This is a genomic window from Streptomyces sp. NPDC048185 (genome assembly GCF_043202495.1).
Lineage (GTDB): Bacteria > Actinomycetota > Actinomycetes > Streptomycetales > Streptomycetaceae > Streptomyces.
Map to the genome: position 1 here is coordinate 1,274,045 of NZ_JBIDAN010000001.1, position 26,555 is coordinate 1,300,599.

At 73.4% G+C, this 26,555-nt stretch carries 17 protein-coding genes and 1 other RNA gene; 9 read left to right on the plus strand and 9 right to left on the minus strand.

What is annotated here, in order from left to right; translation table 11 throughout:
* Positions 1–23: 23 nt before the first annotated feature.
* From ssrA to ftsE, 5 genes are all read right to left on the minus strand, one after another.
* Positions 24–423, minus strand: a transfer-messenger RNA (tmRNA) gene (gene ssrA / locus ACGF3H_RS05660).
* Between the two features lie 90 nt (positions 424–513).
* Positions 514–993 carry an SsrA-binding protein SmpB gene (gene smpB / locus ACGF3H_RS05665; protein WP_189231037.1) on the minus strand — a complete coding sequence of 160 codons (480 nt, stop codon included), beginning with the start codon at positions 991–993 and terminating at the stop codon, positions 514–516.
* An 85-nt stretch (positions 994–1,078) separates the two neighbouring features.
* Positions 1,079–2,251, minus strand: a complete 1,173-nt coding sequence (locus tag ACGF3H_RS05670; protein ID WP_362497365.1) for a S41 family peptidase — start codon at positions 2,249–2,251, stop codon at positions 1,079–1,081.
* 68 nt (positions 2,252–2,319) lie between these two features.
* The gene (ftsX, locus tag ACGF3H_RS05675) at positions 2,320–3,237 is read right to left on the minus strand and encodes a permease-like cell division protein FtsX (RefSeq protein ID WP_362497368.1); all 918 of its coding nucleotides are present in this window, start codon (positions 3,235–3,237) and stop codon (positions 2,320–2,322) included.
* A 45-nt stretch (positions 3,238–3,282) separates the two neighbouring features.
* Positions 3,283–3,972, minus strand: a complete 690-nt coding sequence (ftsE, locus tag ACGF3H_RS05680; protein ID WP_239766276.1) for a cell division ATP-binding protein FtsE — start codon at positions 3,970–3,972, stop codon at positions 3,283–3,285.
* A 226-nt stretch (positions 3,973–4,198) separates the two neighbouring features.
* Between ftsE and ACGF3H_RS05685 the strand changes: the two genes are divergently transcribed.
* Positions 4,199–4,390, plus strand: coding sequence for a hypothetical protein (locus tag ACGF3H_RS05685; protein WP_188184167.1), 192 nt, complete (start codon positions 4,199–4,201; stop codon positions 4,388–4,390).
* A gap of 80 nt (positions 4,391–4,470) precedes the next feature.
* Here the strand turns inward: ACGF3H_RS05685 and ACGF3H_RS05690 are convergent, their stop codons facing one another.
* From ACGF3H_RS05690 to ACGF3H_RS05705, 4 genes are all read right to left on the minus strand, one after another.
* Entirely contained in the window at positions 4,471–5,136 is a 666-nt protein-coding gene (locus ACGF3H_RS05690; RefSeq protein ID WP_362497372.1) for a hypothetical protein, read from the minus strand.
* A gap of 314 nt (positions 5,137–5,450) precedes the next feature.
* A complete protein-coding gene (prfB, locus tag ACGF3H_RS05695; RefSeq protein WP_362497374.1) occupies positions 5,451–6,557 on the minus strand; it encodes a peptide chain release factor 2 in 1,107 nt (368 codons plus the stop codon).
* A 76-nt stretch (positions 6,558–6,633) separates the two neighbouring features.
* Positions 6,634–7,878, minus strand: a complete 1,245-nt coding sequence (locus ACGF3H_RS05700) for a serine/threonine-protein kinase (protein ID WP_362497376.1) — start codon at positions 7,876–7,878, stop codon at positions 6,634–6,636.
* 132 nt (positions 7,879–8,010) lie between these two features.
* Complete coding sequence (locus ACGF3H_RS05705) at positions 8,011–9,675, minus strand: serine/threonine-protein kinase (protein ID WP_362497378.1); 1,665 nt, start codon at positions 9,673–9,675, stop codon at positions 8,011–8,013.
* Positions 9,676–10,106: 431 nt separating this feature from the next.
* On the opposite strand from ACGF3H_RS05705, the gene ACGF3H_RS05710 reads away from it, so the two are divergent.
* From ACGF3H_RS05710 to ACGF3H_RS05745, 8 genes are all read left to right on the plus strand, one after another.
* A complete protein-coding gene (locus tag ACGF3H_RS05710; RefSeq protein WP_362497452.1) occupies positions 10,107–13,898 on the plus strand; it encodes an FHA domain-containing protein in 3,792 nt (1,263 codons plus the stop codon).
* A gap of 513 nt (positions 13,899–14,411) precedes the next feature.
* Entirely contained in the window at positions 14,412–15,809 is a 1,398-nt protein-coding gene (locus ACGF3H_RS05715; RefSeq protein WP_362497380.1) for an ABC transporter substrate-binding protein, read from the plus strand.
* 4 nt (positions 15,810–15,813) lie between these two features.
* Positions 15,814–17,160 (plus strand): sugar ABC transporter permease, encoded by a 1,347-nt coding sequence (locus ACGF3H_RS05720; RefSeq protein WP_362497383.1) that lies wholly within the window; start codon positions 15,814–15,816, stop codon positions 17,158–17,160.
* A 91-nt stretch (positions 17,161–17,251) separates the two neighbouring features.
* A complete protein-coding gene (locus tag ACGF3H_RS05725) occupies positions 17,252–18,169 on the plus strand; it encodes a carbohydrate ABC transporter permease (protein ID WP_362497386.1) in 918 nt (305 codons plus the stop codon).
* A gap of 155 nt (positions 18,170–18,324) precedes the next feature.
* Complete coding sequence (locus ACGF3H_RS05730) at positions 18,325–20,625, plus strand: bifunctional glycosyltransferase family 2 protein/CDP-glycerol:glycerophosphate glycerophosphotransferase (RefSeq protein WP_362497389.1); 2,301 nt, start codon at positions 18,325–18,327, stop codon at positions 20,623–20,625.
* 157 nt (positions 20,626–20,782) lie between these two features.
* Positions 20,783–22,999, plus strand: a complete 2,217-nt coding sequence (locus ACGF3H_RS05735) for a CDP-glycerol glycerophosphotransferase family protein (RefSeq protein ID WP_362497391.1) — start codon at positions 20,783–20,785, stop codon at positions 22,997–22,999.
* Positions 23,000–23,006: 7 nt separating this feature from the next.
* Positions 23,007–25,238: a bifunctional glycosyltransferase family 2 protein/CDP-glycerol:glycerophosphate glycerophosphotransferase gene (locus ACGF3H_RS05740; RefSeq protein ID WP_362497394.1), complete on the plus strand. Its 2,232-nt coding sequence runs from the start codon at positions 23,007–23,009 to the stop codon at positions 25,236–25,238.
* Positions 25,235–26,512 carry a hypothetical protein gene (locus ACGF3H_RS05745; RefSeq protein WP_362497396.1) on the plus strand — a complete coding sequence of 426 codons (1,278 nt, stop codon included), beginning with the start codon at positions 25,235–25,237 and terminating at the stop codon, positions 26,510–26,512. Before ACGF3H_RS05740 ends, ACGF3H_RS05745 begins: the two co-directional genes overlap by 4 nt.
* The last annotated feature ends 43 nt before the right edge of the window (positions 26,513–26,555 follow it).

Sequence of the window (26,555 nt, forward strand, 5' to 3'; positions counted from 1 at the left end):
CGGGGCCTTCGCCCACATGGGAATTGTGGAGATGGCGGGAATCGAACCCGCGTCCAACGGTGTGGAACCAGGGCTTCTCCGTGTGCAGTCCGCTTCGATTTTCTCAGCCCCGGAGATCACGCGGACAAGTCTCCGACGGGCTCAGTCACTGTTTGGTTTCCCTCTTCACCCCGTGACCGGGATCAAGGTTTAGTCCCCTAGCTGATGCCAGGATCCGGGTCGGGAACAGCCCCGGGCTGACACTCCCTTTGTAGGAGGCTCGCTTCGCTACCTGAGATCAGGCAGCGAGGGCGAAGGCCTGCTGGGAGGAATCGCGCTTGGAGTTGGCGATTATTTGTTTCGGCCTGTGGTTTACGAGATCATGGCCGCTTCCTCGACACGCTTCCCCTGCTTCGACAGCCGCTGTCGAAACCGATCATCCCCATGTTGTTTTTTCAAACTCCGCACCGTCGGGCGGTGCAGGTGCCATCGTACGTGACCAACGCACGTGGGTGCCAGCCTATTCCCGCCGGGTCAGGCCCGCTGCTTGCGGCGGATCGCGGAGATCGTCCGCTCCGCCTCGCGCCGGTCCTGCTTCTCGCGCAGGGTCTGGCGCTTGTCGTACTCCTTCTTGCCGCGCGCGAGCGCGATCTCGACCTTGGCGCGGCCGTCCTTGAAGTACAGCGCGAGGGGCACGATCGTGTGCCCGGTCTCCTGGGACTTCGACTCCAGCTTGTCGATCTCCACGCGGTGCAGCAGCAGCTTCCGCTTGCGGCGGGCGCTGTGGTTGGTCCAGGTGCCCTGGCTGTACTCCGGCACGTGCACGTTGTGCAGCCAGGCCTCGTGCCCGTCCAGCTGCACGAAGCCGTCGACCAGCGACGCCCGCCCCTGGCGCAGTGACTTCACCTCGGTCCCGGTGAGGACCAGTCCGGCCTCGTAGGTGTCGAGGATCTGGTAGTCGTGCCGCGCCTTCTTGTTCTGCGCGATCAGCTTGCGCCCTTTTTCCTTAGCCATAGTGCAGCCCATTTTGGCACTACGGAGGGGGTCCGCGGGAAGCCGATTTACGCGGGCCGGGGCGGGGCCCGACGAGGGGCGGTGCCTACCGTCCCAGTCCGCTGAGCACGGTCCGCGCCCGCTCCAGCGCGGCCGGGTCCGCCGGGTCGACGTCCAGGTCGGGCGTGATGCCCGTGCCGTCGACGCCGCGGCCGGAGGGGGTGCGGTAGTGCCCGACGGTCAGTTCGGCGACCGAGCCGCCGGGGAGCCGGCTGGGCATCTGCACCGATCCCTTGCCGAAGGTGCGCGAGCCGACGACGACCGCCCGGCCGCGGTCCTGGAGGGCTCCGGTGAGGAGCTCGGCCGCGCTCATGGTGCCGTCGTCGACGAGCGCGACCAGGGGCCTGGCGGTGTCGCCGCCGGGTTCGGCGTGCAGGGCGCGCTGGTCGCCGTCGACGTCGTAGGTGGCGACGAGGCCGCCGTCGAGGAAGGCGGAGGCGGCGGTGACGGCCTCGGCGACCAGACCGCCGGAGTTGCCGCGCAGGTCGAGGACGACACCGGCACCGGACGGCACCCGCTCCACGGCGTCGCACACCTGCCGGCCGACGCCCTTGGTGAACGAGGTGACCTTGACGACGGTGACACCGCCGCCGAGCGTGCGGACGGTCACGGGGTCCGTGGACAGCCTGGCCCGCCGGACGGTCTCGGTCCACGCCCGCGAGCCGCGCTCCAGGCCGAGCCGGACGGCGGTGCCGGCGGGGTCCTCCTCCGCGTCGCCGCGCAGTATCGACACGACCTCGGTGACCGGGCGGCCGTCGACCCGCTCGCCGTCGACACTGCGCAGCCGGTCGCCCTCGCGGACCCCTGCGTCGGCGGCGGGCGACCCGGAGCGCACCCGGGTCACCTCGATGCGGCCGTCGCGCTCGCGTCGCGCGGAGAGGCCGACGCCGGTGTACTGGCCGTCGAGGGCCTCTTCCAACTCCTCGTACTCGACACGGGAGTAGACGGCGCCCCAGCGGTCCCCGCTGCGGCTGACGGCCTGTTCGGCGGCCTCCACCGGGGACTTGCCGTCGGCCATCGCCTCGGCCGCCGCCCGGGCCACGTCCTCGTGGTGCCCGGCGGGTGCGGCCGAACGGGCCGTGTCCGCCGTGGACTTACGGTCACCCTCGGGGAACGATCCGGTGGCCGCCCCGGCGACGAGTACGCTCGCGAACACCAAGGTCAGGGCGGCCCCGTGGCGTACGCGGCGGGGCTGACAGAACGGGTCACGACCTGACATGCCGGTGAGTCTAGGACAACGCGAGAGGGCCGAACGGTCGCTTGACCGTTCGGCCCTCTTGGCATGCGTCACACCTTCAGGTACTTGCGCAACGCGAAGAACGCGGCCAACGCGGGCATCAGCAGACCGGTCGCCAGGATGAGCGGGAGCTTCGCCAGCAGGGCGTCCCAGCCGATGAAGTCGATCAGGGCCAGCTTGTCGGACAGCGCGAGCCCGTGGTCGATGATGAAGTACCGCGCGGTCACCAGGAAGCCGCAGGCGACCGCGCCGCCGATCAGCCCGGCGACCGCCGCCTCCATGATGAACGGCGCCTGGATGTAGAAGCCCGAGGCGCCGACCAGCCGCATGATCCCGGTCTCGCGCCGCCGGCTGAACGCCGAGACGCGCACCGTGTTGACGATCAGCATCAGCGCGACGACCAGCATCAGCGCCATCACCGCCAGCGCGGCCACGTTCATGCCCTCGAGGAGCTTGAAGAGGTTGTCCAGGGTGCCGCGCTGGTCCGCCACGGACTGCACGCCGTCCCGGCCGTCGAAGGCGGTCGCGATGACCTGGTACTTCTCCGCGTCCTTCAGCTTGACGCGGTACGCCTCCTGCATCTGGTCCGGCGTGAGCGAGCTGGCCAGCGGCGAGTCGCCGAACTGCTCCTTGTAGTGCTTGTACGCCTCGTCCTGCGACTCGTACGTCACCTTCTCGACGACGTTCATCTCGTCGAGGTCGGCCAGGATCTGCTTCTTCTGGTCCTCGGTCACCGCGCCCTTGGCGCAGGCGGGGTCGGACTTGGCGTCGCTCTTGTTGCAGAGGTAGACCGTGACGTTGACCTTGTCGTACCAGTAGCCCTTCATCGTCTCGACCTGGTCGCTCATCAGGAGCGACCCGCCGAACAGGGCCAGGGACAGGGCGACGGAGACGATGACAGCGAAGGTCATGGTCAGGTTGCGGCGGAGACCGACGCCGATCTCCGAGAGCACGAACTGGGCGCGCATGGCGAGTGGTTGAGCCTTTCCGTGAAGCCGGTGCGGTCTGCGGTCTCAGTGCTGGTAGCCGTAGACGCCGCGCGCCTGGTCGCGCACGAGGCGACCCTTCTCCAGCTCGATGACGCGCTTGCGCATCTGGTCCACGATGTTCTGGTCGTGCGTGGCCATCACCACGGTGGTGCCCGTCCGGTTGATGCGGTCGAGCAGCTTCATGATGCCGACGGAGGTCTGCGGGTCGAGGTTGCCGGTGGGCTCGTCGGCGATCAGCAGCTTCGGCCGGTTGACGAAGGCGCGCGCGATGGCGACGCGCTGCTGCTCACCGCCGGACAGCTCGCCCGGTCTGCGGTCCTCCTTGCCGCCGAGCCCGACGAGGTCGAGCACTTGCGGCACCGACTTGCGGATCTCGCCGCGGGACTTGCCGATGACCTCCTGGGCGAAGGCGACGTTCTCGCCGACCGTCTTGTTCGGCAGCAGGCGGAAGTCCTGGAACACCGTCCCCAGCTGGCGCCGCATCTGCGGCACCTTCCAGTTGGACAGGCGCGCGAGGTCCTTGCCCAGAACGTGCACCTGTCCGTGGCTGCACCGCTCCTCGCGGAGGATCAGCCGCAGGAAGGTGGACTTTCCGGAGCCGGAGGACCCCACGAGGAAGACGAACTCGCCCTTCTCGACCTCCAGGGAGACATCCCTGAGGGCTGGGTGGTTCTGCTTGGGGTAGACCTTGGAGACGTTGTCGAATCGGATCACGGATGCACCACGGGTCGCCGGGGGTAGATGAGCGTGACCATACGCGAACCGGGGAGCCGACCGCAGTCACCGGTCGGGGTTGCGCGGTAGTTGCGCGTTATGTCCCGGCCGGCGCCCCTGCGGGACCGCGCGCAGGGGCTCCCGGAACCTGGCACAGTGGAAGGGGAACGTTCACGGCTCCGTGGGCGTTGTGGTGAGTGAACCGGTTGCAAGGAGGGCGAGGCGCATGACGTACGACCGGTTGGTGTGCGCGAACTGCGCGGCGCCCGTGAGTGAGGGCCGGTGCCCGGTGTGCCGTGCGAACCGCGAGCGGCTGCAGCAGGAGAACTTCCTCTCGGGGCTGAATCCGATGGCGTTGATCGCCCTGCTGGCGGTCCTGGTGGCGGCGGTGGCGCTGCTGGCCCACCAGACGGTGTAGAGCCCGGCGAAGACGCGGCAGGGGCCCGGAGCGGTTGCGCTCCGGGCCCCTGTGTGTACGCGCTGTGTGCGTCGCTACCGTCAGGCAGCGGCGCCGCGGCCGCCCATCACGCGCGGGAGGACGCGGAAGCCGATGCCGCCGGCGATCATCGTCGCGGCGCCGATCAGCAGGAAGGTGGTCTCCGCCGCGCCGGTCTCGGCGAGCTCCTCGCCACCGCCCTGGGCGGAGGCGTCGGAGGCCGGGGCCTGCTCACCGGTGTCGGTCAGGGCGGAAGAGCCCTGCTCCTGGGTGGAGGCGTTGGAGCCGCCGTCGGGGTTGGTGTTGTTGTTGCCGCCACCGTTGCCGCCGTGGCCGGTACCGGAGGTCTCGGTCGGCTCACCCGGCTCGGTGGGCTCCGTCGGCTCCGTCGGGTCCGTGGTCGGCTCCGTCGGGTCCGTGGTCGGCTCCGTCGGGTCCGTCGTGGGCTCCGTCGGGTCCGTGGTCGGCTCCGTCGGGATGGTGGGCGTCGGGTCCGGCTCGGTGGGGATGGTGGGCGTCGGGTCCGGCTCGGTGGGGATGGTCGGCGTCGGGTCCGGCTCCTCGCCACCGGTGACGCTCAGGCCGAGCCCGAGACCCTCACCGTCGGCGCTCGCGCTGACACCGATCTCGAGCGCCGAGGCCGCGCCCGCGGCGGTCAGCGAGGCACCGGCCGCGATCACGGCACCGGCCGCTATGCGTGCGACACGGATCCGCGTCTTCTTGGTCATATGGTTGCTACCCCCAGTAGCTGAAATCGTCAGTGAGGCGGCGCCAGGGGCCGTGATCGACGGGGAGTGGTAGCGCTGAAGCGAAGTCCCCCGGTTCACATGCGCCCCAGAAATACGCATGCCGAGCCTCACCCTTACGAATGTTCAAAGCATCGTCAAGGTCATTGCGTACGCGATGTCCTGGTAAGGAACGTATGCCGGACACAAAGGGTGTGAGTGTGATGTAAAACCCGGACATCGCCGACGAAGAAAAGGCAACCGCCGCCTGTGAGGCGGCAGTTGCCTTGTCGACAAAGCGGCGTGAATGCTCCCCGCTACTTCTCCTGCTGCTTGCGCCAGCGAATTCCGGCCTCGAGGAAACCGTCGATCTCGCCGTTGAACACGGCCTCGGGGTTGCCCACTTCGTGCTCCGTGCGCAGGTCCTTGACCATCTGGTACGGGTGCAGCACGTACGAACGCATCTGGTTGCCCCAGGAGTTGCCGCCGTCGCCCTTGAGGGCGTCCATCTTGGCCTGCTCCTCCTGGCGGCGCCGCTCCAGCAGCTTGGCCTGCAGGACGTTCATCGCCGTGGCCTTGTTCTGGATCTGGGAGCGCTCGTTCTGGCAGGAGACGACGATGCCGGTGGGGAGGTGGGTGAGGCGCACCGCCGAGTCGGTGGTGTTGACGCCCTGGCCACCGGGCCCGGAGGACCGGTAGACGTCCACGCGCAGCTCGGACTCGTCGATCTCGATGTGGTCGGTCTGCTCGACCACCGGGAGGATCTCGACGCCCGCGAAGGAGGTCTGGCGGCGCCCCTGGTTGTCGAAGGGCGAGATGCGCACCAGGCGGTGGGTGCCCTGCTCGACGGAGAGGGTGCCGTAGGCGTACGGCACCTGCACGGCGAAGGTGGTCGACTTGATGCCGGCCTCTTCCGCGTACGACGTCTCGTAGACCTCGGTCTTGTAGCCGTGCTGCTCGGCCCAGCGCAGGTACATGCGCTGGAGCTTCTCCGCGAAGTCGGCGGCGTCCACGCCACCGGCCTCGGCGCGGATGTTGACGAGCGCCTCGCGCGCGTCGTACTCGCCCGAGAGCAGGGTGCGGACCTCCATCTCGTCCAGCGCCTTCTTCACGGCCGTGAGCTCGGACTCGGCCTCCGCGCGGGTGTCGGGGTCGTCCTCCTCCTCGGCCATCTCGAAGAGCACACCGAGATCGTCGATCCGGCCGCGCAGGGCCTCGGCCTTCCGCACCTCGGCCTGGAGGTGGGAGAGCTTGCTGGTGATCTTCTGCGCCGCCTCCGGGTCGTCCCACAGGGAGGGCGCGGCCGCCTGCTCCTCGAGCACGGCGATGTCTGCCCTCAGCTTGTCGAGGTCCAGGACGGCCTCGATCGACTCCATGGTCGAGGAGAGGGACTTCAGCTCTTCGGATACATCGACGACTGCCACGCATCCAGCGTAACGGCTCCGACGGGCGGTCCACGCCGGGCCGTGGCGGACGGCGGCGCCGGCGGCGTGCCCGGCCTCACGGAGAGGCCGGTGCCGAGTTCCGCGTGTCCTGGGGGCCCGCGTCGCCCTCGTCACCGCTCGTGGCCAGCCACGTACCGACGCCGACGGCCGCGACCAGGGCGACCGTGCCGGCGCCCAGCGCGAGCCGGCGGCGCCGCGCGGCGGCGCGGTTGCGGGCCGAGCCGGGGCGGGGTGCGCCGGAGGCGCGCGGGGCCCGGGCGGTGCCGCGGGCGCCGCCGGCCAGCTCGTCGGGGGCCGGTACCCGCATGGAGGTGTGCGTGTCGCGGTTGGAGTCGGCCGGCTTCGCGCCCGGCACCAGCGGCACCGCTCCCCGGCGCCGGGCCGGCCGCCCGGCGGGCGCGGAGGAGGCGGCGGCCTCCTCGGGCTGGTCCTCCTCCTGGTCGGCGTCGGGCTCGTCCACGTCCAGCGGCGCCATCCCGGCGAGCATCGGCAGCAGCTCGCGCAGCCGGGCGCCGAGCTCCGAGGCACGCAGCCGGGACGCCGGGGCCTTGGCCAGGCACTGCACGAGCAGCTGCCACAGCTCGTCCGGGATGCCGGGGAGGGGGACGACCGTCTCGGTGACGTGGCGGCGCAGGACCGCGCCGGGGTGGCCGCCGCCGAAGGGCGTGAAGCCGGCGAGCAGCTCGTACAGCACCGTGGCCAGGGCGTAGATGTCGACGGAGGCCCGCGGCGGCAGTCCCTCGACGATCTCCGGGGCCAGGTAGTCGGGGGTACCGATGATCTTCGTGGCGCGGGTGCGCCGGGGGGTGTCGATGAGCTTGGCCACACCGAAGTCGGTCAGCAGCGCGGGGTGCGAGCCGCCGGGGCCGAGCGGGCCCTGCATGTCCAGCAGCACGTTCTCGGGCTTGACGTCGCGGTGCACGACCCCGGCGGCGTGCGCGGCGGCCAGACCGTCGGCGACGTCGGCGACGACGGCCACGGCGGCCTCGGGTGCCAGGCGCCGCTCCCGGTCGAGGCGGGTGCGCAGGTCCGTGCCGCGGACCAGGTCCATGACCAGGGCGAGATCGTTGCCGTCCACCACCAGGTCGCGCACGGAGACGACGTGGGGGTGCTCCAGGCCGAGCAGGGCGGTGCGCTCCTGGACGAAGCGTGAGACGAGTTCCTGGTCGGACGCCAGGTCCTCGCGCAGCAGCTTGATCGCGACGGGGCCCTCGGGCCCTTCGCCCAGCCACACCGTGCCGGCGCTGCCCCGCCCGAGGATCTGGTGGGCGGTGTACCGGCTGCCGATCTTCCGTGCCAAGACTGCTCCTACCGACGCGTGTTGCGCACAAAACTACGCGTCCCGAGAGCCGGCCTTCACCGCGGAGGCGGAAATCACCCGCTGGTTGTCGACAAATCACCAGAGTCGGGGCCGCGCGGCCCCGACCGAGGGTCAGTTGCCGCCCGAGCCGCCCAGGTCCCCGATCCAGCCGGTCACGGTGCTGAACCAGTCGCTGAGCTGGTCCCAGTAGCCCTTGCCGGTGCCGATCCAGTCCTGGAGCGGGCTCAGTTCCCAGATCAGCCAGCCGGCCACGAACAGGATGACCAGGGTGACCAGGCATCCCTTGAGGCAGCCGAGCCCGGGGATGCGCATCGGGTTGGCGCTGCGCTGCCGCGGCGGCCGAGGCTCCCGCCGGGGCGGCCGGGGCTCGGGCGCGGGCGGCGGGGCGTAGCGCTGCGGCTGGGGCTGCTGGGGCTGGGGAGTGGCGTAGCGCTGCGGCTGGGGCTGCTGCGGATAGCCGTAGCCCTGCGGCGGCGGCTGCTGGGGCCGCTGCTGCTGAGGGCGGGCGACCTGCCGCTGGGGGCGGCGGCGCAGCGGGTCCTCGTTCGGGTCGAGGTACTGCACCTGCGTCTGCTCGTTGCGGTCGCGGGCGGCACGCAGCTGGTTCTGCCAGGGGTGCGGGTCCTCGGGTCCGCCCGGCTGTCCCGGCTGTCCGGGCTGTCCCGGCGGCACCGGCGGCATGACGGCGGTCGGGTCGGCCGCGCCGCGGTTCGGCAGTACGGCGGTGGGGTCGGCGGCGCCCGCGGGGTTGCCGGTGTGCGGCAGGACGCTGGTCGCGCCGTTCGGGTCGTAGGCGCCGTTCGGGTTCTGCGGGAGGACCTGCGTGGGGTCGGCGGCGCCGGGGACGCCGGGGACCTGCGCGGGGGCCGGGTCGGGGGCGAGGAGCGCGCCGACGTTCTCGGCGGCGCCGATCTGGGCGCTGTTCGCGTGCACGCCGATGCCCTCGGCGACGACGCGCAGGCCGCGGGCGAGGTTCTCGGCGCTGGGGCGCTCGTCGGGGTTCTTGCGCAGGCAGCGCTCGATGACCGTCCACAGCGGGCCGGGGACGGTGGAGGGGCGGCGCGGCTCGGCGCTCAGGTGCTGGTGCAGCACCTCGAGGGCGGAGCTTCCGGAGAACGGCGGGCGGCCGGTGACCAGCTCGTACAGCAGGATGCCGGCGCCGTAGACGTCGACCGCGGAGGTCTGCGGGCGGCCCTCGGCGGACTCCGGCGCGACGTACGCGGGGGTGCCGACGAACTCGTGGGTGCGGGTGAGGCCGGGCGAGTCCGCCAGGCGGGCGATGCCGAAGTCGGTGAGCATCGGGTGCATCTCGCCGCCGGTCTGCTTCAGCAGGACGTTGGCCGGCTTCAGGTCGCGGTGGACGACGCCGTCGGCGTGGCTCGCGGCGAGCGCGTCGGCGATCTGGGCGGTGAGCAGGGCGGCGGCGACCGGGGTGAACGGCCCGTTCTCCCGCAGGTAGCGGTGCAGGTCGGGGCCGTCGACGAGGTCCATGACCAGCGCCAGCAGCTCGCCCTCGACGACCAGGTCGCGGACCCGGACGATGTTGGGGTGGGTCAGCCGGAGCAGGACGGAGCGCTCCCGCAGGAAGCGCATCACGATGTCCGCGTCGCTCGCCAGCTCCTCCTTGAGGACCTTGATGGCGACGGTCTCGCCGGGCTGTCCGGCCACGGCCGCCTCGGCGCCCGCGGTCTCGCGCTGGCGGGCACGCCAGACGGTGCCCGTGGCACCGCGGCCGAGGGGCTCCTCGAGGAGGTACTTGCTGCCTACCGGCCGCACGTCATGCGCTCCCTGTCGCTTGCTGGCTGTTCCGACCCACTGTAGTGCCGCGGTGTGCGGCCCGGGCTGTCGTCGACCTGTGGTTCCCATTGGTCCGCCGGTGCGTCTTGTGTTCCGCTTCCGGCTCGTGTGCGAAGGAAAGACGCTCGACCTGGTCCCTTGGTTGCCGGACCCGGACGTGACCGATCTCAAGCGGCCACTCTTCGATCATCGCCAGCCCCTCCGTCAGGCACTTTTACGGGCAGAGCCGACCAATCAAGATCATTCGAAGACGGCGGGCGGGCGCGTTGTCAGCGGCAGGTGCGAGGATGCCTCCAGTACTGGCCGACGTGCTCGTGTGGCGGTGGGGGAAGTCCGCGGTGGGGGACCGCGGGGAGAAGGCTTCGTCCCAGGCGACCGCGGGCGCCCGCGCGAAGGGACCGCTGACGGCGATGCAGATCCGGCTGACCGTCGTAGATCCGCTGGGCCCGCACGTGTCCGCGGGGGGCAGCGCACACGCCGCGAGCTGCGACGTGCTGGTCACAGCGCCGGCCGGCACGGCCCTGGCCTCGGTCGCCTCCGCGCTGGCCTCGGTGGTCCCGGGCGGCGAGGGCCAGGGCTCCGGCCAGGTGGTCCTGTACGCCGGCGCGCAGCGGCTCGACGCCCAGCGCAGCACCCTGGGCGAGCCCCCGCTGATCGACGGCGCCGTGCTCTGCCTGGGCGCGCCGGGCGAGCCCGACCCGCACACCGAGCCCGCCGACGTCCCCGCCCAGCTGCATGTGGTCGCCGGTCCCGACGCGGGCGGCGTCCACCTGCTGCACGGGGGCCAGATCCGGCTCGGCCGGTCCGCCGACGCGGACGTCGCGCTCGACGACCCGGACGTCTCCCGGATGCACTGCGCCGTCACCGTCGCCGCCGACGGCCGCGTCTCGGTCGCCGACCTCGGCTCGACCAACGGCACCACCCTGGACGGCACCCGCGTCGGCGAGCGTCCGGTCCGCTTCGCGCCGGGGGCGCTGCTGCGGATCGGCGAGTCGGCGCTGCGGCTGGTCCCGGCCGCGCCGGGCGCCTCGATACGGGTGCCGACGACACCGGACGGCGAGGGGTACGTGCGCCTGCCCGGCGCGGTGACCGACCCGGACCAGGTGACCCACGGGCGCGTGGGCGACGGCGCGGACCTCCCCGCCGAACGCACGCACCACGCCCACGGCACGGCGTCGTACGGCACCGTCGGGGCACCGGCCGGCTCCCCGCTGGTGCCCGGCCAGGGCGCCGCGCCCCGCATCGAGAGCCACGGCACCGGACGTCCGGGGGACGCGCTGCCCCCGGCCCCGCCCGGCGGTGCGCGGCGTCCGCTCCCCGACGCGGGCGATCTCCGGGCCGGGGTGAACGACACGCACGCCGGGGCGGGGGCCGCGCCCACGGGGGCGACCGGCGCGGGATGGGGTTACGCCGGGACGCCGGACGCGGGCGGTCCCGGCCGCGCGGGGGCCGCCGGTACGCGGGGCGTGAGCCGTGCGGGGGCTTCCGGCGCGGATCTGCGACACGGTGCGGACACCCACGGCACGGACCGAGGCGGCGCGGGCAAGGCCGACGCGGGCAAGGCCGACGCGGGCGCGTCCACGGGTGACGCGAGCCGCGGAGGCGGGACCCGTCATGCCGAGGGCTCCTGGCCGGGTGGTGCGCGGACGGGCCCGGCAGGCACGGACGCCGAGGTGTCCGGCACGGGCGCGCGCGGAGAGGTGTCCGGCACAGAGTTCGCGCACGCGGACCCGTCGGGTGCCCACGGAGGCGCCGCGGCCGCGGGCACCGGCCGCAAGGGGACGCCGCTGCGGGGGACCGACGTACCGCAGGGCGTGCGCAGGCGCGGGGGGCTCGGGGCGTGGGCGCGCCGGCTGACCGGCGGGCGCACCGGCGCGCAGGGCGCCGCGGAGCCCGACGCGTACGCCTACGACGACGAGGCCGCCGGTCCGGCGCAGGCTGCGCCCGCCGTCGGCGCCTCCCCCCTGCCGGAGACCTGGCCGGACTCCGCCTCGCTGCTGCTGACGGCGCTGGGACCGGGGCCGCGGCTGTGGGAGCGCGGCCCGGGGCACCCCGAGGTGCTCGCCGTGCGGCTCGGCACGGCCGACCGGATCGCGCCCGGCGGTGACGCGCCGCTGCCCGCGGTCCCGGTGACCGTGGGGCTGCGCGAGGCCGGTGCGCTGGGGCTGGCGGGCCCGCGCGCGCGGCTGACCGGGCTGGCCCGCGCGGTGCTGGCCCAGCTCGCCGCGCTGCACTCCCCCGACCTGCTGGAGATCGTCCTGATCAGCGCGGACCGCTCGCGCCCGCTCGCGGAGCGGACCGCCGAGTGGTCGTGGCTGGGCTGGCTGCCGCAGGTGCGCCCGGGGCACGGCCAGGACTGCCGCCTGCTGCTCGCGTACGACCGCGACCAGGCCATGGCCCGCGCCCAGGAACTGCTGCGCCGCCTCGACGATCACCTGACGGACGCCCGGACCGGGGCCCGGCCGCCTGCCCCCTCCGGGACGGTTCCCGCCCAGCCGGCGGCTCCCGCCCAGGACACCCGGCACGGCGACCCGGACGCGCCCGGCACGGACGGCGGGCCAGGGGCGGCCGCGGGGACCGCCCGACGGCCTTCCTGGGCGCGGGCGGACGACGGGAGCGACCCGGCCGACGGCTTCGCGGGGCCGTACACCGTGGTCGTCGTGGACGGCGACCCCGGCGGCGCCGATGTGCGCGAGGTGATGACGCGCCTGACCCTGGAGGGGCCCCGGGCCGGCATCCACGTCGTGTGTCTCGCCGAGACGGCCGCCGCGTCCCCGACCTCGCCGGTGACGCAGACGTACGAGGCGGCCTGTGCGGCGTCTCCGGTCTTCCGCGACTGCGGTGCCGTGGCGCTGCTCAGCGGTGACGTGGCGACGGCCCTGCGGCTGCTGCGCGTCGCGCACAGCGGGTCGACCCCGAGCGGCCCGGTCGGCCGCGGCACCCTCGGCACGGTGGACGCCGTCTCCCCCGCCTGGGCGGAGCGGTTCGCGCGCGCCCTGGCACCGCTGCGCACCGACGGCGCGGCGGGCGGGCGGCACACGCGCGTCTCCGCGCCGCTGCCCCAGGCGGCCCGGCTGCTCGACGAACTCGGCCTGGCCCGGGCCACCCCGGCGTCCCTGATGGCCCGCTGGGCGGACGCGGCCGACGACGCGGAGGCCCTCGGCGGCCGCGCGCACGCCGTGCTGGGCGCGGGCCCGCGCGGCCCGGTGACGGCGGACCTCGCCGCCGAGGGACCGCACCTGCTGATCGAGGGCCCGCCCGGCAGCGGCCGCACGGAGCTGCTGCGGGCACTCGTCGCCTCGCTCGCCTCGGCCGAACGCCCGGACCGGCTCGGCATCGTCCTGATGGACGGCCGGGACACCGTGGGCGCGGGCAACGGACACGGCGAGGGCCTGCGCGTCTGCACGGACGTACCGCACGTCACCACCCACCTCACCGCCAACGACCCCGTCCGGATGCGGGAGTTCGCCCAGTCGTTGAGCGCCGAGCTCAAGCGGCGTGCCGAGCTGCTCGGGCGCTCCGACTTCGCCGAGTGGCACACCGGGCGCGAGCTGTCGGGACGGATGGTCAGCCAGCGCACGGCCGCGGGCGGGCCCGGGGCGACGGCGGAGACCGGGGACGTCGAATCGCCGCCCAGTTCGACACTGCGGCTGCGGCCGGGCGGGGCCCGGCGGGCGGGGGCGGTGCCGCCGCTGCCCCGGCTGGTGGTCGTCGTGGACGATCTGGACGCGCTCGTCACACCCCCGCTCGGCTCGCCGGGGCGGCCCGCGGCGGGGTCGGTGATGCGGGCGCTGGAGGCGGTGGCGCGGGAGGGCGACCGGCTCGGGGTGCACCTGGTGGCGGCCGCGGTGCCGGGCGGCCGTACGGCCCAGACGGAGCCGGCCCGCCGGGCGGCGCTGCGAGCCGTGCTCGACGCGCCGGCGTCGGGGCCGGACGAACCGCTGCCGGGGCGAGGGCGGTTGACCTGGGCGGACGGGCGGAGCCTGCCGTTCCAGGCGGGGCGCGTCACCGGGCGCATCCCCCGCACGGCGACGCTGCGGCCCACCGTCGTGGCGCTGGAGTGGCACCGGATGGGCGACCCGCCTGCCCGGCGTCCCGTGCGGGAGTTGGGGAACGGGCCCACGGATCTCGCGTTGCTGGCCAGTGCGTTGGAGCGGGCGGCACGGCAGGTCGCGGCGGCGGAGGTTCCGTCGCTGCTGTGAGGGCGGAGGTGCCGTCGCGCTCTGACAGTGCACTGCCGTCGCGGCTGTGCGACGGAGCGGCCGTGGCTGCTGTGAGGGCGGAGGTGCCGTCGCGCTTTGACGACGGAGCCGCCGTCGCGCTCCGGCAGTGGAGCCGCCGTCGCTGCTGTGACGGGGCGAGCGCCGCGGCACCGGGTGTGACCCTCCACCGCTGCTCGGGCCGGGCCGGCGGCCCGGTGCGCGGCACGGATGCCTGCGCCGCTCTCGAGGCTCGCTCGCAGGCGGGCGGACCCCGCAGGCCGCCCGTTCCTTGCCCGGCGCCGGCTCCCGGGCGGCCCCGGCACCGAGGGAGGCGTCCTGCCGCAGGCGGCGGGCCCGGCCGCGGCCGGCCGAAGGACCCCGGGGCCGAGTCACGACGCGATTACGATCTTCCCTCCCACCGCCGACGCGCTCTTGCCGCCCTCACCCCCCTGGCGTACACCAGAGCCCACGGGAGAGCCGGACGTTCGACGAAGAACGAAGAACGGGGCAGTGATGCGCACGAGCAGCACCACGCGGACACGCAGCGCCGCGAAGAGGACCACCAGGGCGGCCGCCGCCCTCGCCGCGGGAGCCCTCACGCTCTCGCTGGCCGCGTGCGGTGGCGGTGACGACGACAACGGCGGTGGCGACGAGGGCGGTCAGGGCGGAGCCGGCAAGAAGCCCGCCACCCTCACCCTCCCCAAGCTGGACGGCGAGAGCCTGGAGGTCGCCGCCGTCTGGACCGGCGCCGAGCAGGAGAACTTCAAGAAGGTCCTCGCCGAGTTCGAGAAGCGCACCGGCGCCAAGGTGACCTTCGTGCCGGCGCAGGACCCGATCATCAACTTCCTCGGCTCGAAGATCGCGGGCGGTGCCCCGCCGGACGTGGCGATGCTCCCGCAGCCCGGCGCCATCAAGCAGGCGGTCGACAAGGGCTGGGCCAAGCCGCTGGGCGCCGAGGCCACCAAGGAGCTGACGAAGAACTACTCGCAGGGCTGGCAGGACATCGGCAAGGTCGGCGGCAAGCAGTACGGCGTCTACTACAAGGCCGCGAACAAGTCCCTGATCTGGTACAACGCGCAGGTCTTCGAGAACGCGGGCGCCGCCGAGCCCAAGAGCTGGGACGAGCTGCTCACCACCGCGCAGACCGTCTACGACTCGGGCGTCACGCCCTTCTCGGTCGGCGGCGCGGACGGCTGGACGCTCACCGACTGGTTCGAGAACGTCTACCTCTCGCAGGCGGGCCCGGAGAAGTACGACCAGCTCGCCAAGCACGAGATCAAGTGGACGGACCCGTCCGTCAAGGAGGCCCTGACCACGCTCGCCCAGATCTGGGGCAAGAAGGACTACGTCGCGGGCGGCGCCTCCGGCGCGCTGCAGACGGAGTTCCCGGCCTCGGTGACGCAGACCTTCACCGGCGGCGACCAGCCCAAGGCGGGCATGGTCTACGAGGGCGACTTCGTGCAGGTCAACATCGGCGAGACGGACGCGAAGGTCGGCACGGACGCGAAGGTGTTCCCGTTCCCGGCCGTCGGTGACACCGCGCCGGTGGTCTCGGGCGGCGACGCGGCCGTGATCCTGAAGGACTCGAAGGCCGCCCAGGCACTGGCCACTTTCCTGGCCTCCCCGGACGCGGGCGCGATCCAGGCGAAGCTGGGCGGCTTCCTGTCGCCGAACAAGGCCATCGACACCAGCACCTACCCGAACGAGGTGCAGAAGAAGATGGCCGACGCGCTGATCGCGGCCGGTGACGACTTCCGCTTCGACATGTCGGACCAGGCCCCGCAGGCCTTCGGCGGCACGCCCGGCAAGGGCGAGTGGAAGGCGCTGCAGGACTTCCTGAAGAACCCGAAGGACGTCGCGGGCGCCCAGGCGAAGCTGGAGGCGGACGCGGCCGCCGCCTACGGGGGCTGACGCGATGGCGTCGGCCACGGCGGCAGGGTCCTCACCGGGCCCTGCCGCTCCCAAGTCGCGCAAGAGCGTGACCGGCACCCGCAGGACCGTGGCGGCCCTGTTCCTGCTGCCCGCCCTGGTGCTGCTCGGCGCGCTCGTGGTGTACCCGATCGGGTACTCGCTGGTCCGCAGCTTCTACGACCAGTCCGGTGACTCCTTCGCCGGATTCGACAACTACCAGGCGCTGTTCACCGACGACGGCATCCGCACCGCCCTGAAGAACAACATCATCTGGGTGGTGTTCGCGCCCACGGTCGCCACCGCGCTGGGTCTGATCTTCGCGGTGCTGACCGAACGGGTGCGCTGGGGCACGGCGTTCAAGCTGGTCGTCTTCATGCCGATGGCAATCTCGATGCTGGCCGCCGGGATCATCTTCCGCCTGGTGTACGACCAGGCGCCGGAGAAGGGCGTCGCGAACGCGGTGTGGGTGGGGGTGCACGACACGTTCGCCGAGTCGTCGGCGTTCCCGAAGGCGCACCCGGGCCGCGAGTCACCGCTGGAGCCGGCCGGCGGGGGCGCGTTCGTCACCAAGCAGCCGGTCAGCGCGGGCGCGAGCGTCGTCCTGCCGCTCGTCGGTGTGGCCCCCGACAAGATGCCGGGCGGCGCCGAGAAGGCCGTGCCCGCCCGGCCCGAGGACGGGAAGATCACCGGCACCACCTGGCAGGACTTCACACGGGGCAAGGGCGTCGGGAAGCTCAACGGTGTCGACGCCGCCGAGCTCGGCTACGCCGGGATGACGATCGAGGCCGTCAAGGACGGCAAGGTCGTCGCGTCGACGAAGGCGGCCGGTGACGGCACGTTCACGCTGCCCGCCGAGGCCGACGGTGCGCTGCTCAGGCTGCCCGCCGACAACTTCGAGGAGCCCTACAACGGCCTGAACTGGCTCGGCCCCTCGCTCGTCACCCCGGCCATCATCGGGTCGTACGTGTGGATGTGGGCGGGCTTCGCGATGGTGCTGATCGCGGCCGGTCTCGCCGGCGTCCCCCGGGAACTCCTGGAGGCCGCCCGGGTGGACGGCGCCAACGAGTGGCAGGTCTTCCGGCGGGTCACGGTGCCGCTCCTCGCGCCGGTCCTCGCGGTCGTGGTCGTCACCCTGATGATCAACGTGCTGAAGGTGTTCGACCTGGTCTTCATCATCGCCCCGGGCTCCTCCCAGGACGACGCGAACGTGCTCGCCCTGGAGCTGTACCGCAAGGGCTTCGCCTCGGACCAGCCGGGCATCGCCAGCGCCATCGCGGTCTTCCTGCTGCTCCTGGTCATCCCGGTGATGTGGTTCAACGTAAGGCGGCTGCGGCGGGAGGTGCGGCGATGACGGGACGTCCGCCGTGTGACGGCTGGGGGTCCGGGGGTCGCCCCCCGGGAGGACGCAGTAACGTAAGGCGGCTGCGGCGGGAGGTGCGGCGATGACCGCGGACGCGGGTTCTCTCACCAAGACGGCCGCCGAGCCGTCCGGGACCGCCGTCAAGGCGAAGCCGTCGCTGGGCTCGCGGCTCGCCGAGGGTGCCGGCGGCGGTCTGGTCCGGGTGTTCCTGATCGTGGTGGGCCTGTTCTGGCTGGTGCCCACGATCGGGCTGCTGCTGTCCTCGCTGCGCACCCCCAAGGACATGGCGGCCAGCGGCTGGTGGAAGGTCTTCACCGAGCCCTCTCAGCTCACCTTCCAGAGCTACGAGGAGCTGCTGAAGAACGGCGACATCACCTCCTCGCTCGTCAACACCGTGCTGATCACGGTCCCGGCGACGGTCCTCGTCGTCGTCATCGGCTCGCTCGCGGGATACGCGTTCGCGTGGATGGACTTCCCGGGCCGCGACTGGTGGTTCCTGGCCGTGGTCGGGCTGCTCGTCGTCCCCGTCCAGGTGGCGCTGATCCCGATCGCCGAACTCTTCGGCAAGATCGGCCTGTTCGGCTCGATCGTGGGCGTGATCCTCTTCCACGTCGGCTTCGGGCTGCCGTTCGCGGTGTTCCTGCTGCGGAACTTCTTCGCGGAGATCCCGCGGGAGCTGCTGGAGGCGGCGCGGCTGGACGGCGCGGGTGAACTGCGGCTGTTCGCCCGGGTCGTGATGCCGCTCGGCGGGCCCGCGATCGCGAGCCTCGGCATCTTCCAGTTCCTGTGGGTGTGGAACGACATGCTGGTCGCGCTGATCTTCTCGGACTCCGGGAGCCAGCCGATCACGGTCGCCCTCCAGACGCAGGTACGGCAGTTCGGCAACAACATCGACGTGCTGGCGCCCGGTGCGTTCATCTCGATGGTGATCCCGCTGGCCGTGTTCTTCGCGTTCCAGCGTCAGTTCGTCTCCGGCGTGATGGCGGGCGCCGTCAAGTAGCCGCCGTCGCATCACCCTTGAGGGGGCGGGCCGGACACCGGCCCGCCCCCTCCGTACGCGTGCGCGAGGTCCCCCGATCGTCGCAACGGCCGTAACCAAGGCGCCCTCCCGGCCGTTGCCGGGCAGAACGCCCGCGCCGACCCATGGATGTCCCCGTGCCCCGGTTCAGTGTCATCGTCCCCGCGTACCAGGTTCAGGCGTATCTCCACGAGTGCCTGGATTCGGTGCTGTCCCAGTCGTACCCGGACCTCGAACTGATCGTGGTCGACGACTGCTCGCCGGACGCCTGCGGCGAGATCGCCGACGAGTTCGCGGAGCGCGACCCGCGGGTGCGGGCCGTGCACCTGCCCCGCAACGAGGGCCTCGGCCCGGCCCGCAACGCCGGGACGGAGCGGGCGACCGGTGACTACCTGGTCTTCCTCGACGGCGACGACACCCTCGCCGCGGACGCGCTGCGGGGCATCGCCGACCGGATCAAGGAGACCGGTGAGCCGGACGTCCTGGTCTACGACTACGCCCGCGCCCACTGGACCGGCGAGACGGTCCGCAACCGGGCCGCGGCGCACCTCACCGAGCAGGGCCCGGCGCCGTTCCGGCTGACCGACCGGCCGGGGCTGATGAAGGTGCTGATGGTGGCCTGGAACAAGGCCGTCCGGCGGGAGTTCGCCGAGCGCGAGGGCTTCACCTTCCCGCCCGGCCACTACGAGGACACCCCGTGGTCGTACGCGGTGCTGATGGCCGCGGAGTCGATCGCCACGCTGGACCGGGTCTGCGTCCACTACCGGCAGCGCCGGCGGGGCAGCATCCTGGGCACCCCCGGCGAACGCCACCTCGACGTCTTCGCCCAGTACGACCGGGTCTTCGCGTACGTCGAGTCCGATCCGGAGCTGGCCCGCTGGCGGCCGGTGCTGTTCCGCCGCATGGCCGACCACCTGGTGACGGTGTTCACCCGTCCCGACCGTCTCCCGCCCTCCCTGCGCGCGGAGTTCGTGCGCCGGGCCCGCGTCCACTGCCGCCGCTACCGCGTCCCCGGCGCAGCCGTGCCGCCCGCCGTCCGGCTGCGCCACGCCCTGCTCCGCCTGGGCCTGCGCCGCACCTACGAGGCGCTGCGCCTGGTGACGGCCCTGCGGCGACGGACACTGAAGGGCTGCGCCAAGCTGCTGGGGACGGCACGCACCGCCGCCCTGCGGCTGCACTACCGGATCCAGCGCCGCCTCCCCCTGCGGGCCGACCGGGCCGTCTTCGCCGACGGCGGGGGCCGGGGGTACGGCGGCGACCCGGGCGCGCTGGAGGAGGCGTTCCGCACCTTCGCGCCGCACGTCCGCACCGCGTGGGCCGCCGACCCCGCGCACCACCACACGGTCCCACCCGGCACCCGCCGGCTGACCCCGGGCACGGCCGCGTACTGGACGGCGCTGGCCCGCTCCCGGTACCTGGTGCACCACACCGGTCTGGACGCGGGCCTGGTCAAGCGCCGGGGCCAGGTGGTGGTCCGGACGCAGGCCGGGACGCCCCTCAGGCACCTGGGCCTGGACCTCCGGGAACGCCCGGCCGCCGCCCGCGGCACCGACTTCGCCCGGCTCCTGGACACCGTGGACTCCTGGGACCACCTGGTCTGCGCGAACCGCCACTCCACCCTGACCTGCGAGCGCGTGTACCCGGGCCGCTACACCACGCTGGAGTACGGCCGGCCGCGCACCGACGTGCTCCAGCGCGCGACGGCGGCGGACGTGGCCCGGCTGCGCGAGACCCTCGGCATCCCCGAGGGCACCGTGGCGCTCCTGTACGCGCCCACGTACCGCGACTACCGCCGCACCCAGCGCGCGGGCCTCGACCTGGAGCGCCTCGTCACCCGTCTCGGGCCCCGCTTCATGGTGCTGGCCCGCGCCCACCCCCGGCACGGCGGCCCGCTCACCGGCGTCCGTCACGACCGGATCGTCGACGTCACCGGCCACCCGAGCGTGGATACGCTGTGCCTCGCCTCGGACGCGCTGATCACCGACTACTCGGCACTGATGTTCGACTACGCGAGCCTGGACCGGCCGATCGTGCTCCACGCCGACGAACCGGAGGCCTTCGAGGCCGCCGTCGGCACCTATGTCGACCTCCGCTCCTTCCCGCCGGGCGCGGTGGCGTGCGACGAGGACGAGCTGATCGGCGTCTTCGCCGGCGGCCACTGGTGCGGCCCGAGGTCCGCCCAGCTCAGGGCCGCTTTCCGGGAGCGGTTCTGCCCCTACGACGACGGCCGCGTCGCCGAGCGCGTCGTCCGCCGCGTCGTGTTCGGGGAGGCGGACCTCCCGCCGGTCGTGCCGCTCGCCGAGCGATGCCCCGCCCCCTCCTCCCCCACTCTCGGCGTCGCTCGAGCGGGGGGACCCCCATCGGCGGCCCTCTCCCGCCCCCCGCTCGCCACCGTGCCGCAACCCGCCGGGCCGCGCACCGTCACCGACAGCCTCTGATCGCCGTTTGTCCACTGGGAGTTCGCATGCCCCGCAGCTCGTCGCGGCCCACTCCGACCCGGCCGCCCACGTGGCGGCCGACCGGACGGCCGGGCCGCCAGGCGGTCCGGGCGGCGGGGGGCTCCCGTCGGACCAGGACAACGAGAGAAAGAGCAGTATGCCCCGCTTCAGCATCATCGTCCCGTCCCATGGGGTCGCAGGGCGGCTGTCCCAGGCGCTGGACTCGGTCCTCGCCCAGTCCTTCGGCGACTTCGAACTGATCCCCGTCTGCGACGCCCCGGACTGCGCCGCGGCGGACATCGCCGCCGACCGCTCCGCGCGGGACTCCCGGGTGGCGCCCGTGCACTCGCCGCCGTCGGCGGGCCCGGCCGGGGCGCGCAACACCGGGGCGCGGGCGGCGACCGGCGCCTATCTGCTGTTCCTCGACGGCGACGACGTCCTGGTGCCGGGCGCGCTGGCGGCGCTGGACGCGCGGCTGGCGGAGACCGGCGGCGGCACCTGCGTCGACGTGTTGTACTTCGAGCACGAGCGCGTCCCCTGGTGGGAGGGCGAGCCGGCCAACCCGGCCGCCCCGCTGCTGGCGAAGGCACCGGACGGGGCCTTCTCCCCCGGCCGCGCGCCGCACCTGACCGGTGTGCAGCTTCCCGCGTGGAGCGCCGTCTACCGCCGCGCCTTCCTCGCCGAGCGGCGGCTGGAGTTCCCCGCCGGGCACTACACGGACATCGGCTTCGCCACCCGGGCCGCGACGGACGCCGACCGCATGACGGTGCTGCGTTCCGTCGTCGTACGGCACCTGGTGCGGCGCCAGGGAAGCCGGCTGAACCAGCCCGGCGAGCACCACGCCGAGCTGCTGGACCAGGCCGAGCTGGCGCTCGCGTACGCCGCCGGGCGGGGACTGCCGGCCGAGCGGCGCGGGCCGCTGTTCGAGCAGCTCTTCGCCCTGATCCTCAAGACGGCCGCCCACCCCAGGCGGCTGCCCCGGGGCCGCCGTGCCTTCTTCCGCCGGGCGAGCCGCCTGTACCGGCGTCACCGTCCCGCCGGTTTCCGCGCGCCGGGCGGCCGGCTCGGTGTGCAGCACCGGCTGCTGGCGTCCGGGTCGTACACGGCGTTCCGCGCCCTGCGGGCCGCCAGCCGCGCGGCGGCCGGGATCCTCGGCCGCCTGCCCCGCCCCAAGGGGCTGCGCACCCGGCTGCGCTACCGGCGCCGGCTGCGCGGCCCGCTGGACCCGAACCTCGTCGTGTACTGCGCGTACTGGGGCCGCGGCTACGCCTGCAACCCGGCGGCGATCCACGCCAAGGCCCGTGAACTCGCCCCGCACCTGCGCGGGGTGTTCCTGGTCGAGCCGGACCAGGCGCACACCGTGCCCGAGGGCGTCGAGCACGCCGTCATCGGCAGCCGGCGCTACTGGGAGGTGCTGGCCCGCGCCACGTACCTGGTGAACAACGCCAACTTCGCCGAGGGCGTCGTCAAGCGCCCCGGCAGCGTGCACGTGCAGACGCAGCACGGCACCCCGCTGAAGACGATGGGCGTGGACCAGTCGACGTACCCGGTGGTGGCGGCGGCCAGCGGCAGCTTCGCCAAGCTGCTGGGCCGCGTGGACCGCTGGGACTTCAACCTGTCGTCCAACAGCCATTCCACCCGGATGTGGGAGCGCGCCTTCCCCGGCTCGTACGAGCACCTGGAGTACGGCTATCCGCGCAACGACGTCTATTACACGGCGACCGCCGACGACGTCGCCCGCGTCCGGCGCGAACTGGGCGTGCCGGAGGGAAAGACGGCCGTCCTGTACGCGCCCACGCACCGCGACCACGAGACCGGGTTCGGCGCAGGCGGCCTGGACCTGGAGGCGTTCTGCGAGGCGGCCGGCGAGGACGTGGTCGTGCTGCTGCGCGCCCACTACTTCTACGACCGGGGCGGCCGGCGGGCGGGCGGCGGCCGGATCATCGACGTCACCGGGCACCGTTCCTCCGAGGACGTGTGCCTGGCCGCCGACGCGCTGATCACCGACTACTCGTCGATCATGTTCGACTACGCCAACCTCGACCGGCCGATCGTCGTGTACGCCGACGACTGGGACGTGTACCGGGAGACCCGCGGCGTCTACTTCGACCTGCTCGCGGCGCCGCCCGGCCCGGTGGCGCACACGCCCGAGGAGCTGGCCCGCGTCTTCCGCGACGGCTCGTACGCCGGCGCCGGGTCGGCGGCGCTGCGGGCGGCGTTCCGGGAGCGGTTCTGTGAGTTCGACGACGGCCGGGCCGCCGAGCGCGTGGTGCGCCGGGTGCTGCTCGGCGAGCCGCCGGAGGCGATCGCGCCCGTGACCCCGCTCGCGCAGCGCGTCCCGGCCCCCGCCGCCGCCACCCTCGTAAGGAGCTGACCCCGCAGTGCCCCGCTTCAGCGTCATCATCCCCTGCTTCAAGGTGCAGGGCTTCCTGCGCGAGTGCCTCGACTCGGTCCTGGAACAGTCCTACCGGGACATCGAGGTGATCGCCGTGAACGACTGCTCGCCGGACGGCTGCGGCGCGATCCTCGACGAGTGTGCGGCCCGCGACGACCGGCTGCGCGTGCTGCACCTGGAGGAGAACGTCGGCCTCGGCCGGGCCCGCAACGCCGGGATGCCGCTCGCCACCGGCGACTACCTGTTCTTCCTGGACAGCGACGACACCCTCACCCCGGGCGCCCTGCGCGCGATGGCCGACCGGCTGGAGGAGGCGGACGACCCGGACGTCCTGGTCTTCGACTACGCGCGCACGTACTGGTGGGGCGGCACCCGCCGCAACGCCCTCGCCCGGGTCCTCGCGGAGGCCGGCGGCGGCACCTTCACGGCCGCCGAGCGCCCGGAGATCCTCGACCTGCTGATGGTGGTGTGGAACAAGGTCTACCGGCGCGACTTCACCGAGCGGGAGGGCTTCACCTTCCCGCCGGGCTACTACGAGGACACGCCCTGGACGTTCCCGGTGATGTTCAGCGCCGGGCGGATCGCCGCGCTGGACCGCATCTGCCTGAACTACCGGCAGCGGCGCAGCGGCAACATCCTTTCCACCACGAGCCGCAAGCACTTCGACATCCACGAGCAGTACGAGCGGGTCTTCGCGTTCGTCGACGCCCGGCCGGAGCTGGCCGGCTGGCGGCCGTTCCTGCACGCCAAGATGGGCGAGCACTGCCTGGACATCCTGTCCAAGCCGGACCGGCTGCCCCCGTCCGACAAGGCCGAGTTCTTCCGCCGCACCGCCGAGATGTTCCGCGCCCACCGGCCGGAGGGCGTCCCGGTCCCGGCCGGACTGCGGGTGCTGGAGCGGGGTTACGCGGTGTACCGGCTGCGGCGGCAGTCCGGGCGGGCGGGCCGGGAACTGGTGCGGCGGACGCGGCAGGCGGGCGGCGCGGCGGCCGGGCGCCTGGGCCGGGTCCGCTCCGCGGTGAACACCCGCCGCCCCCTGGACCCACAGCTCGCCGTGTACTCGGCGTTCTCCCACCGGGGCGTGCTCGGCGACCCCGCGGCGGTCTACCACAAGGCCCGCGAGATCGCGCCGCACCTGCGCGGCGTGTGGGTGGTGCGCGACGAGGAGGACGCCAGGCTGCTGCCGCCGGGCACGGAGCACGTGCTCCTGGGCAGCTCCGCCTACCGCCGGGTGACCGAGCGGGCCACGTACTTCGTGAACAACGTCAACTGGCCCGGCTCGCTGGCCAAGCGCCCCGGCAGCGTCCACATCCACACCCACCAGGGCACCCCGCTCAAGTTCATGGGCGCCGACCTGCTGGGCAAGCCGGGTGCCCGGCACGGCCTGGACGTGCCGCAGATGCTGCGCCGCGCCGACCGCTGGGACTACAGCCTGGTCGCCAACCGGCACTCGGAGCGGGTGTGGGAGCGGGCGTACCCGTGCCACTTCACGTCCGTGCGGACCGGCAGCCCGCGCAACGACGTCCTGGTGAACGCCGGTCCCGAGCACGGCCTCCGGGTGCGGGAGCGGCTCGGTGTGCCCGAGGGCCACACGGTGGTGCTGTACGCGCCGACCCGCCGCGACTACCGGCGGGGCGGGCACGTCGACCGGATCGACCTGGCCCGCCTCGCCGCCGACCTCGGCGAGGACCACACCCTGGTGGTCCGGCTGCACCCCTCGCTGGCCACCGGGCACGCCCGCGGCATGGGCCTGTCCGAACTGCACCGGCGGGGCGTGGTCGTCGACGCGACGGACGAACCGCACGTCGAGGACGTGATGCTCGCCTCCGACCTGCTGATCACCGACTACTCCGCCCTGATGTTCGACTACGCCCTCCTGGACCGGCCGGTCGTCGTGCACGCCGACGACTGGGGCGCCTTCGCGGCGAGCCGCGGCGCCTACTTCGACATCACCGCCGACGCGCCGGGCCACGTCGCGCGCTCCTACCGGGAGCTGGCGTGGCTGCTGGAGTCGGGTGCGTGGCGGGACGAGGAGTCGGCGCGGCTGAGGTCAGCGTTCCGGGCGCGGTTCGGCGAGTACGACGACGGGCGGGCCGCCGAGCGGGTCGTGCGGACGCTGATGCTGGGAGAGGCGATGCCGGCACCGGTGCCCACGGCCACCGTTCCCGCGGCCCGTGCCGTCCCCGCCGCCGGCCGCGACCTGCTGACCTCCTCGTGAGGCCGCGCACCTGGGTGCTTCTCCTGGCCGCGCTGTTCGCCGTGCTCCAGCTCGCGAACGTCAGCGGCCGGGACACGCCCGACACCAAGAACTACCTGGCGTACGCCCTGAGCCTGTCCGGCGAGAGCAAGCGCGGGGTGGCGGCCGCCACGATCGACTACGTGTGCGCGAGCCAGGCGTCGGTGGCCCGCCGCAACCAGGGCGTGCACGTGGTCCGCTTCCACCGCCCCGACCCGAGCGAGCGGGTCGTGGCGGACTGCCGGGCGCGGGAGTGGGGTCAGGTGGAGCGGCGCCTGGCGGCCGGGCAGACCGGCGGGCACACCGTGCCGTACATGCCGGAGCGCTTCATGCGGATCTTCGAGGCGCGGCCCGGCTATCCGGTGTTCCTGGTGCCGTTCGTCACCGCCTTCGGGACGACGTGGGGGCTGTGGGCGGCGAGCGTGGTCATCGCGTGCGCGGGCGGCGTCCTCGCCTTCCTGGTCCTGCGCACGCTGTCCGTCCCGGTGCCGCTCGCGCTGACCGGGCAGGCCCTGTACTACGTGCTGCCGAGCGGCACGACCGCCATGCGCCCGATGACCGAGGGCCTGCTGATGGCGCTGACGCTCGCGGTGGTGTGGGGCTGTGCGCTGGTACTGCGGGCGGGGCGCGAGCGGGCGGGTCTCGCCCTGGTCGCCGGGTCGCTGCTCGCGCTGTTCGCCGTCAAGCACTCCCAGGCGCTGTTCCTCGGGGTGTGCCTGGCGGCGGCCGGCGCGGCGATCGCCCTGCGGCGCCGCCGGCGGGGGCGGCCACCTGGCCGGGAGGTGCTGTCGCTCGCGGCCGTGGGCCTGGCCGGGGCGCTGCTCACGGTGGTGCTGGCCCGGCTGCTGCACTACCCGTCCGAGTCCGAGAGCCTCCAGGACCTGCTCACCGGCCACTTCGCGCGGCCGGACCGGGAGGATCCGTGGCCGGAGTTCTGGCAGTTGCAGGGCAACTTCTGGGTGGAGTGGCTGCGCCGGCAGGCGTGGGAGCCGCTGTTCGTCGCGGCGCTGGGCGCCGGGGCGTGGGGTGCGCTGCGACGGGGGCGCGCGGTCGGCGTCTTCCTGGTCGCGGCGGCGTTCACCGGTGTCCTCACCCAGGCCGCGCACCCGGACATCAACATCTGGGGCGAGCGGCTGATCGTGCTGGCCTGGCTGCTGCCGGTGGTGGGCGTCCCGCTGCTGCTGGAGCCGGTGCTGGGAGGACGGGTGGCCCTGCCCGCGCAGGGACACGCCGACCGGGAGCGCGCGGTCAGCTGAACCCGCCACTCACCTGTTCAGGTGAAGCGACGTCAAGCTGTTG

Coding starts and splice junctions, on each gene's coding strand:
- ftsX (WP_362497368.1), bottom strand. CDS start 3,237: ATGCGCGCCCAGTTCGTGCTCTCGGAGATCGGCGTCGGTCTCCGCCGC.
- ACGF3H_RS05685 (WP_188184167.1), top strand. CDS start 4,199: ATGACGTACGACCGGTTGGTGTGCGCGAACTGCGCGGCGCCCGTGAGT.
- ACGF3H_RS05715 (WP_362497380.1), top strand. CDS start 14,412: ATGCGCACGAGCAGCACCACGCGGACACGCAGCGCCGCGAAGAGGACC.
- ACGF3H_RS05710 (WP_362497452.1), top strand. CDS start 10,107: ATGCAGATCCGGCTGACCGTCGTAGATCCGCTGGGCCCGCACGTGTCC.
- ACGF3H_RS05735 (WP_362497391.1), top strand. CDS start 20,783: ATGCCCCGCTTCAGCATCATCGTCCCGTCCCATGGGGTCGCAGGGCGG.
- ACGF3H_RS05720 (WP_362497383.1), top strand. CDS start 15,814: ATGGCGTCGGCCACGGCGGCAGGGTCCTCACCGGGCCCTGCCGCTCCC.
- ACGF3H_RS05725 (WP_362497386.1), top strand. CDS start 17,252: ATGACCGCGGACGCGGGTTCTCTCACCAAGACGGCCGCCGAGCCGTCC.
- smpB (WP_189231037.1), bottom strand. CDS start 993: ATGGCTAAGGAAAAAGGGCGCAAGCTGATCGCGCAGAACAAGAAGGCG.
- ACGF3H_RS05670 (WP_362497365.1), bottom strand. CDS start 2,251: ATGTCAGGTCGTGACCCGTTCTGTCAGCCCCGCCGCGTACGCCACGGG.
- ACGF3H_RS05690 (WP_362497372.1), bottom strand. CDS start 5,136: ATGACCAAGAAGACGCGGATCCGTGTCGCACGCATAGCGGCCGGTGCC.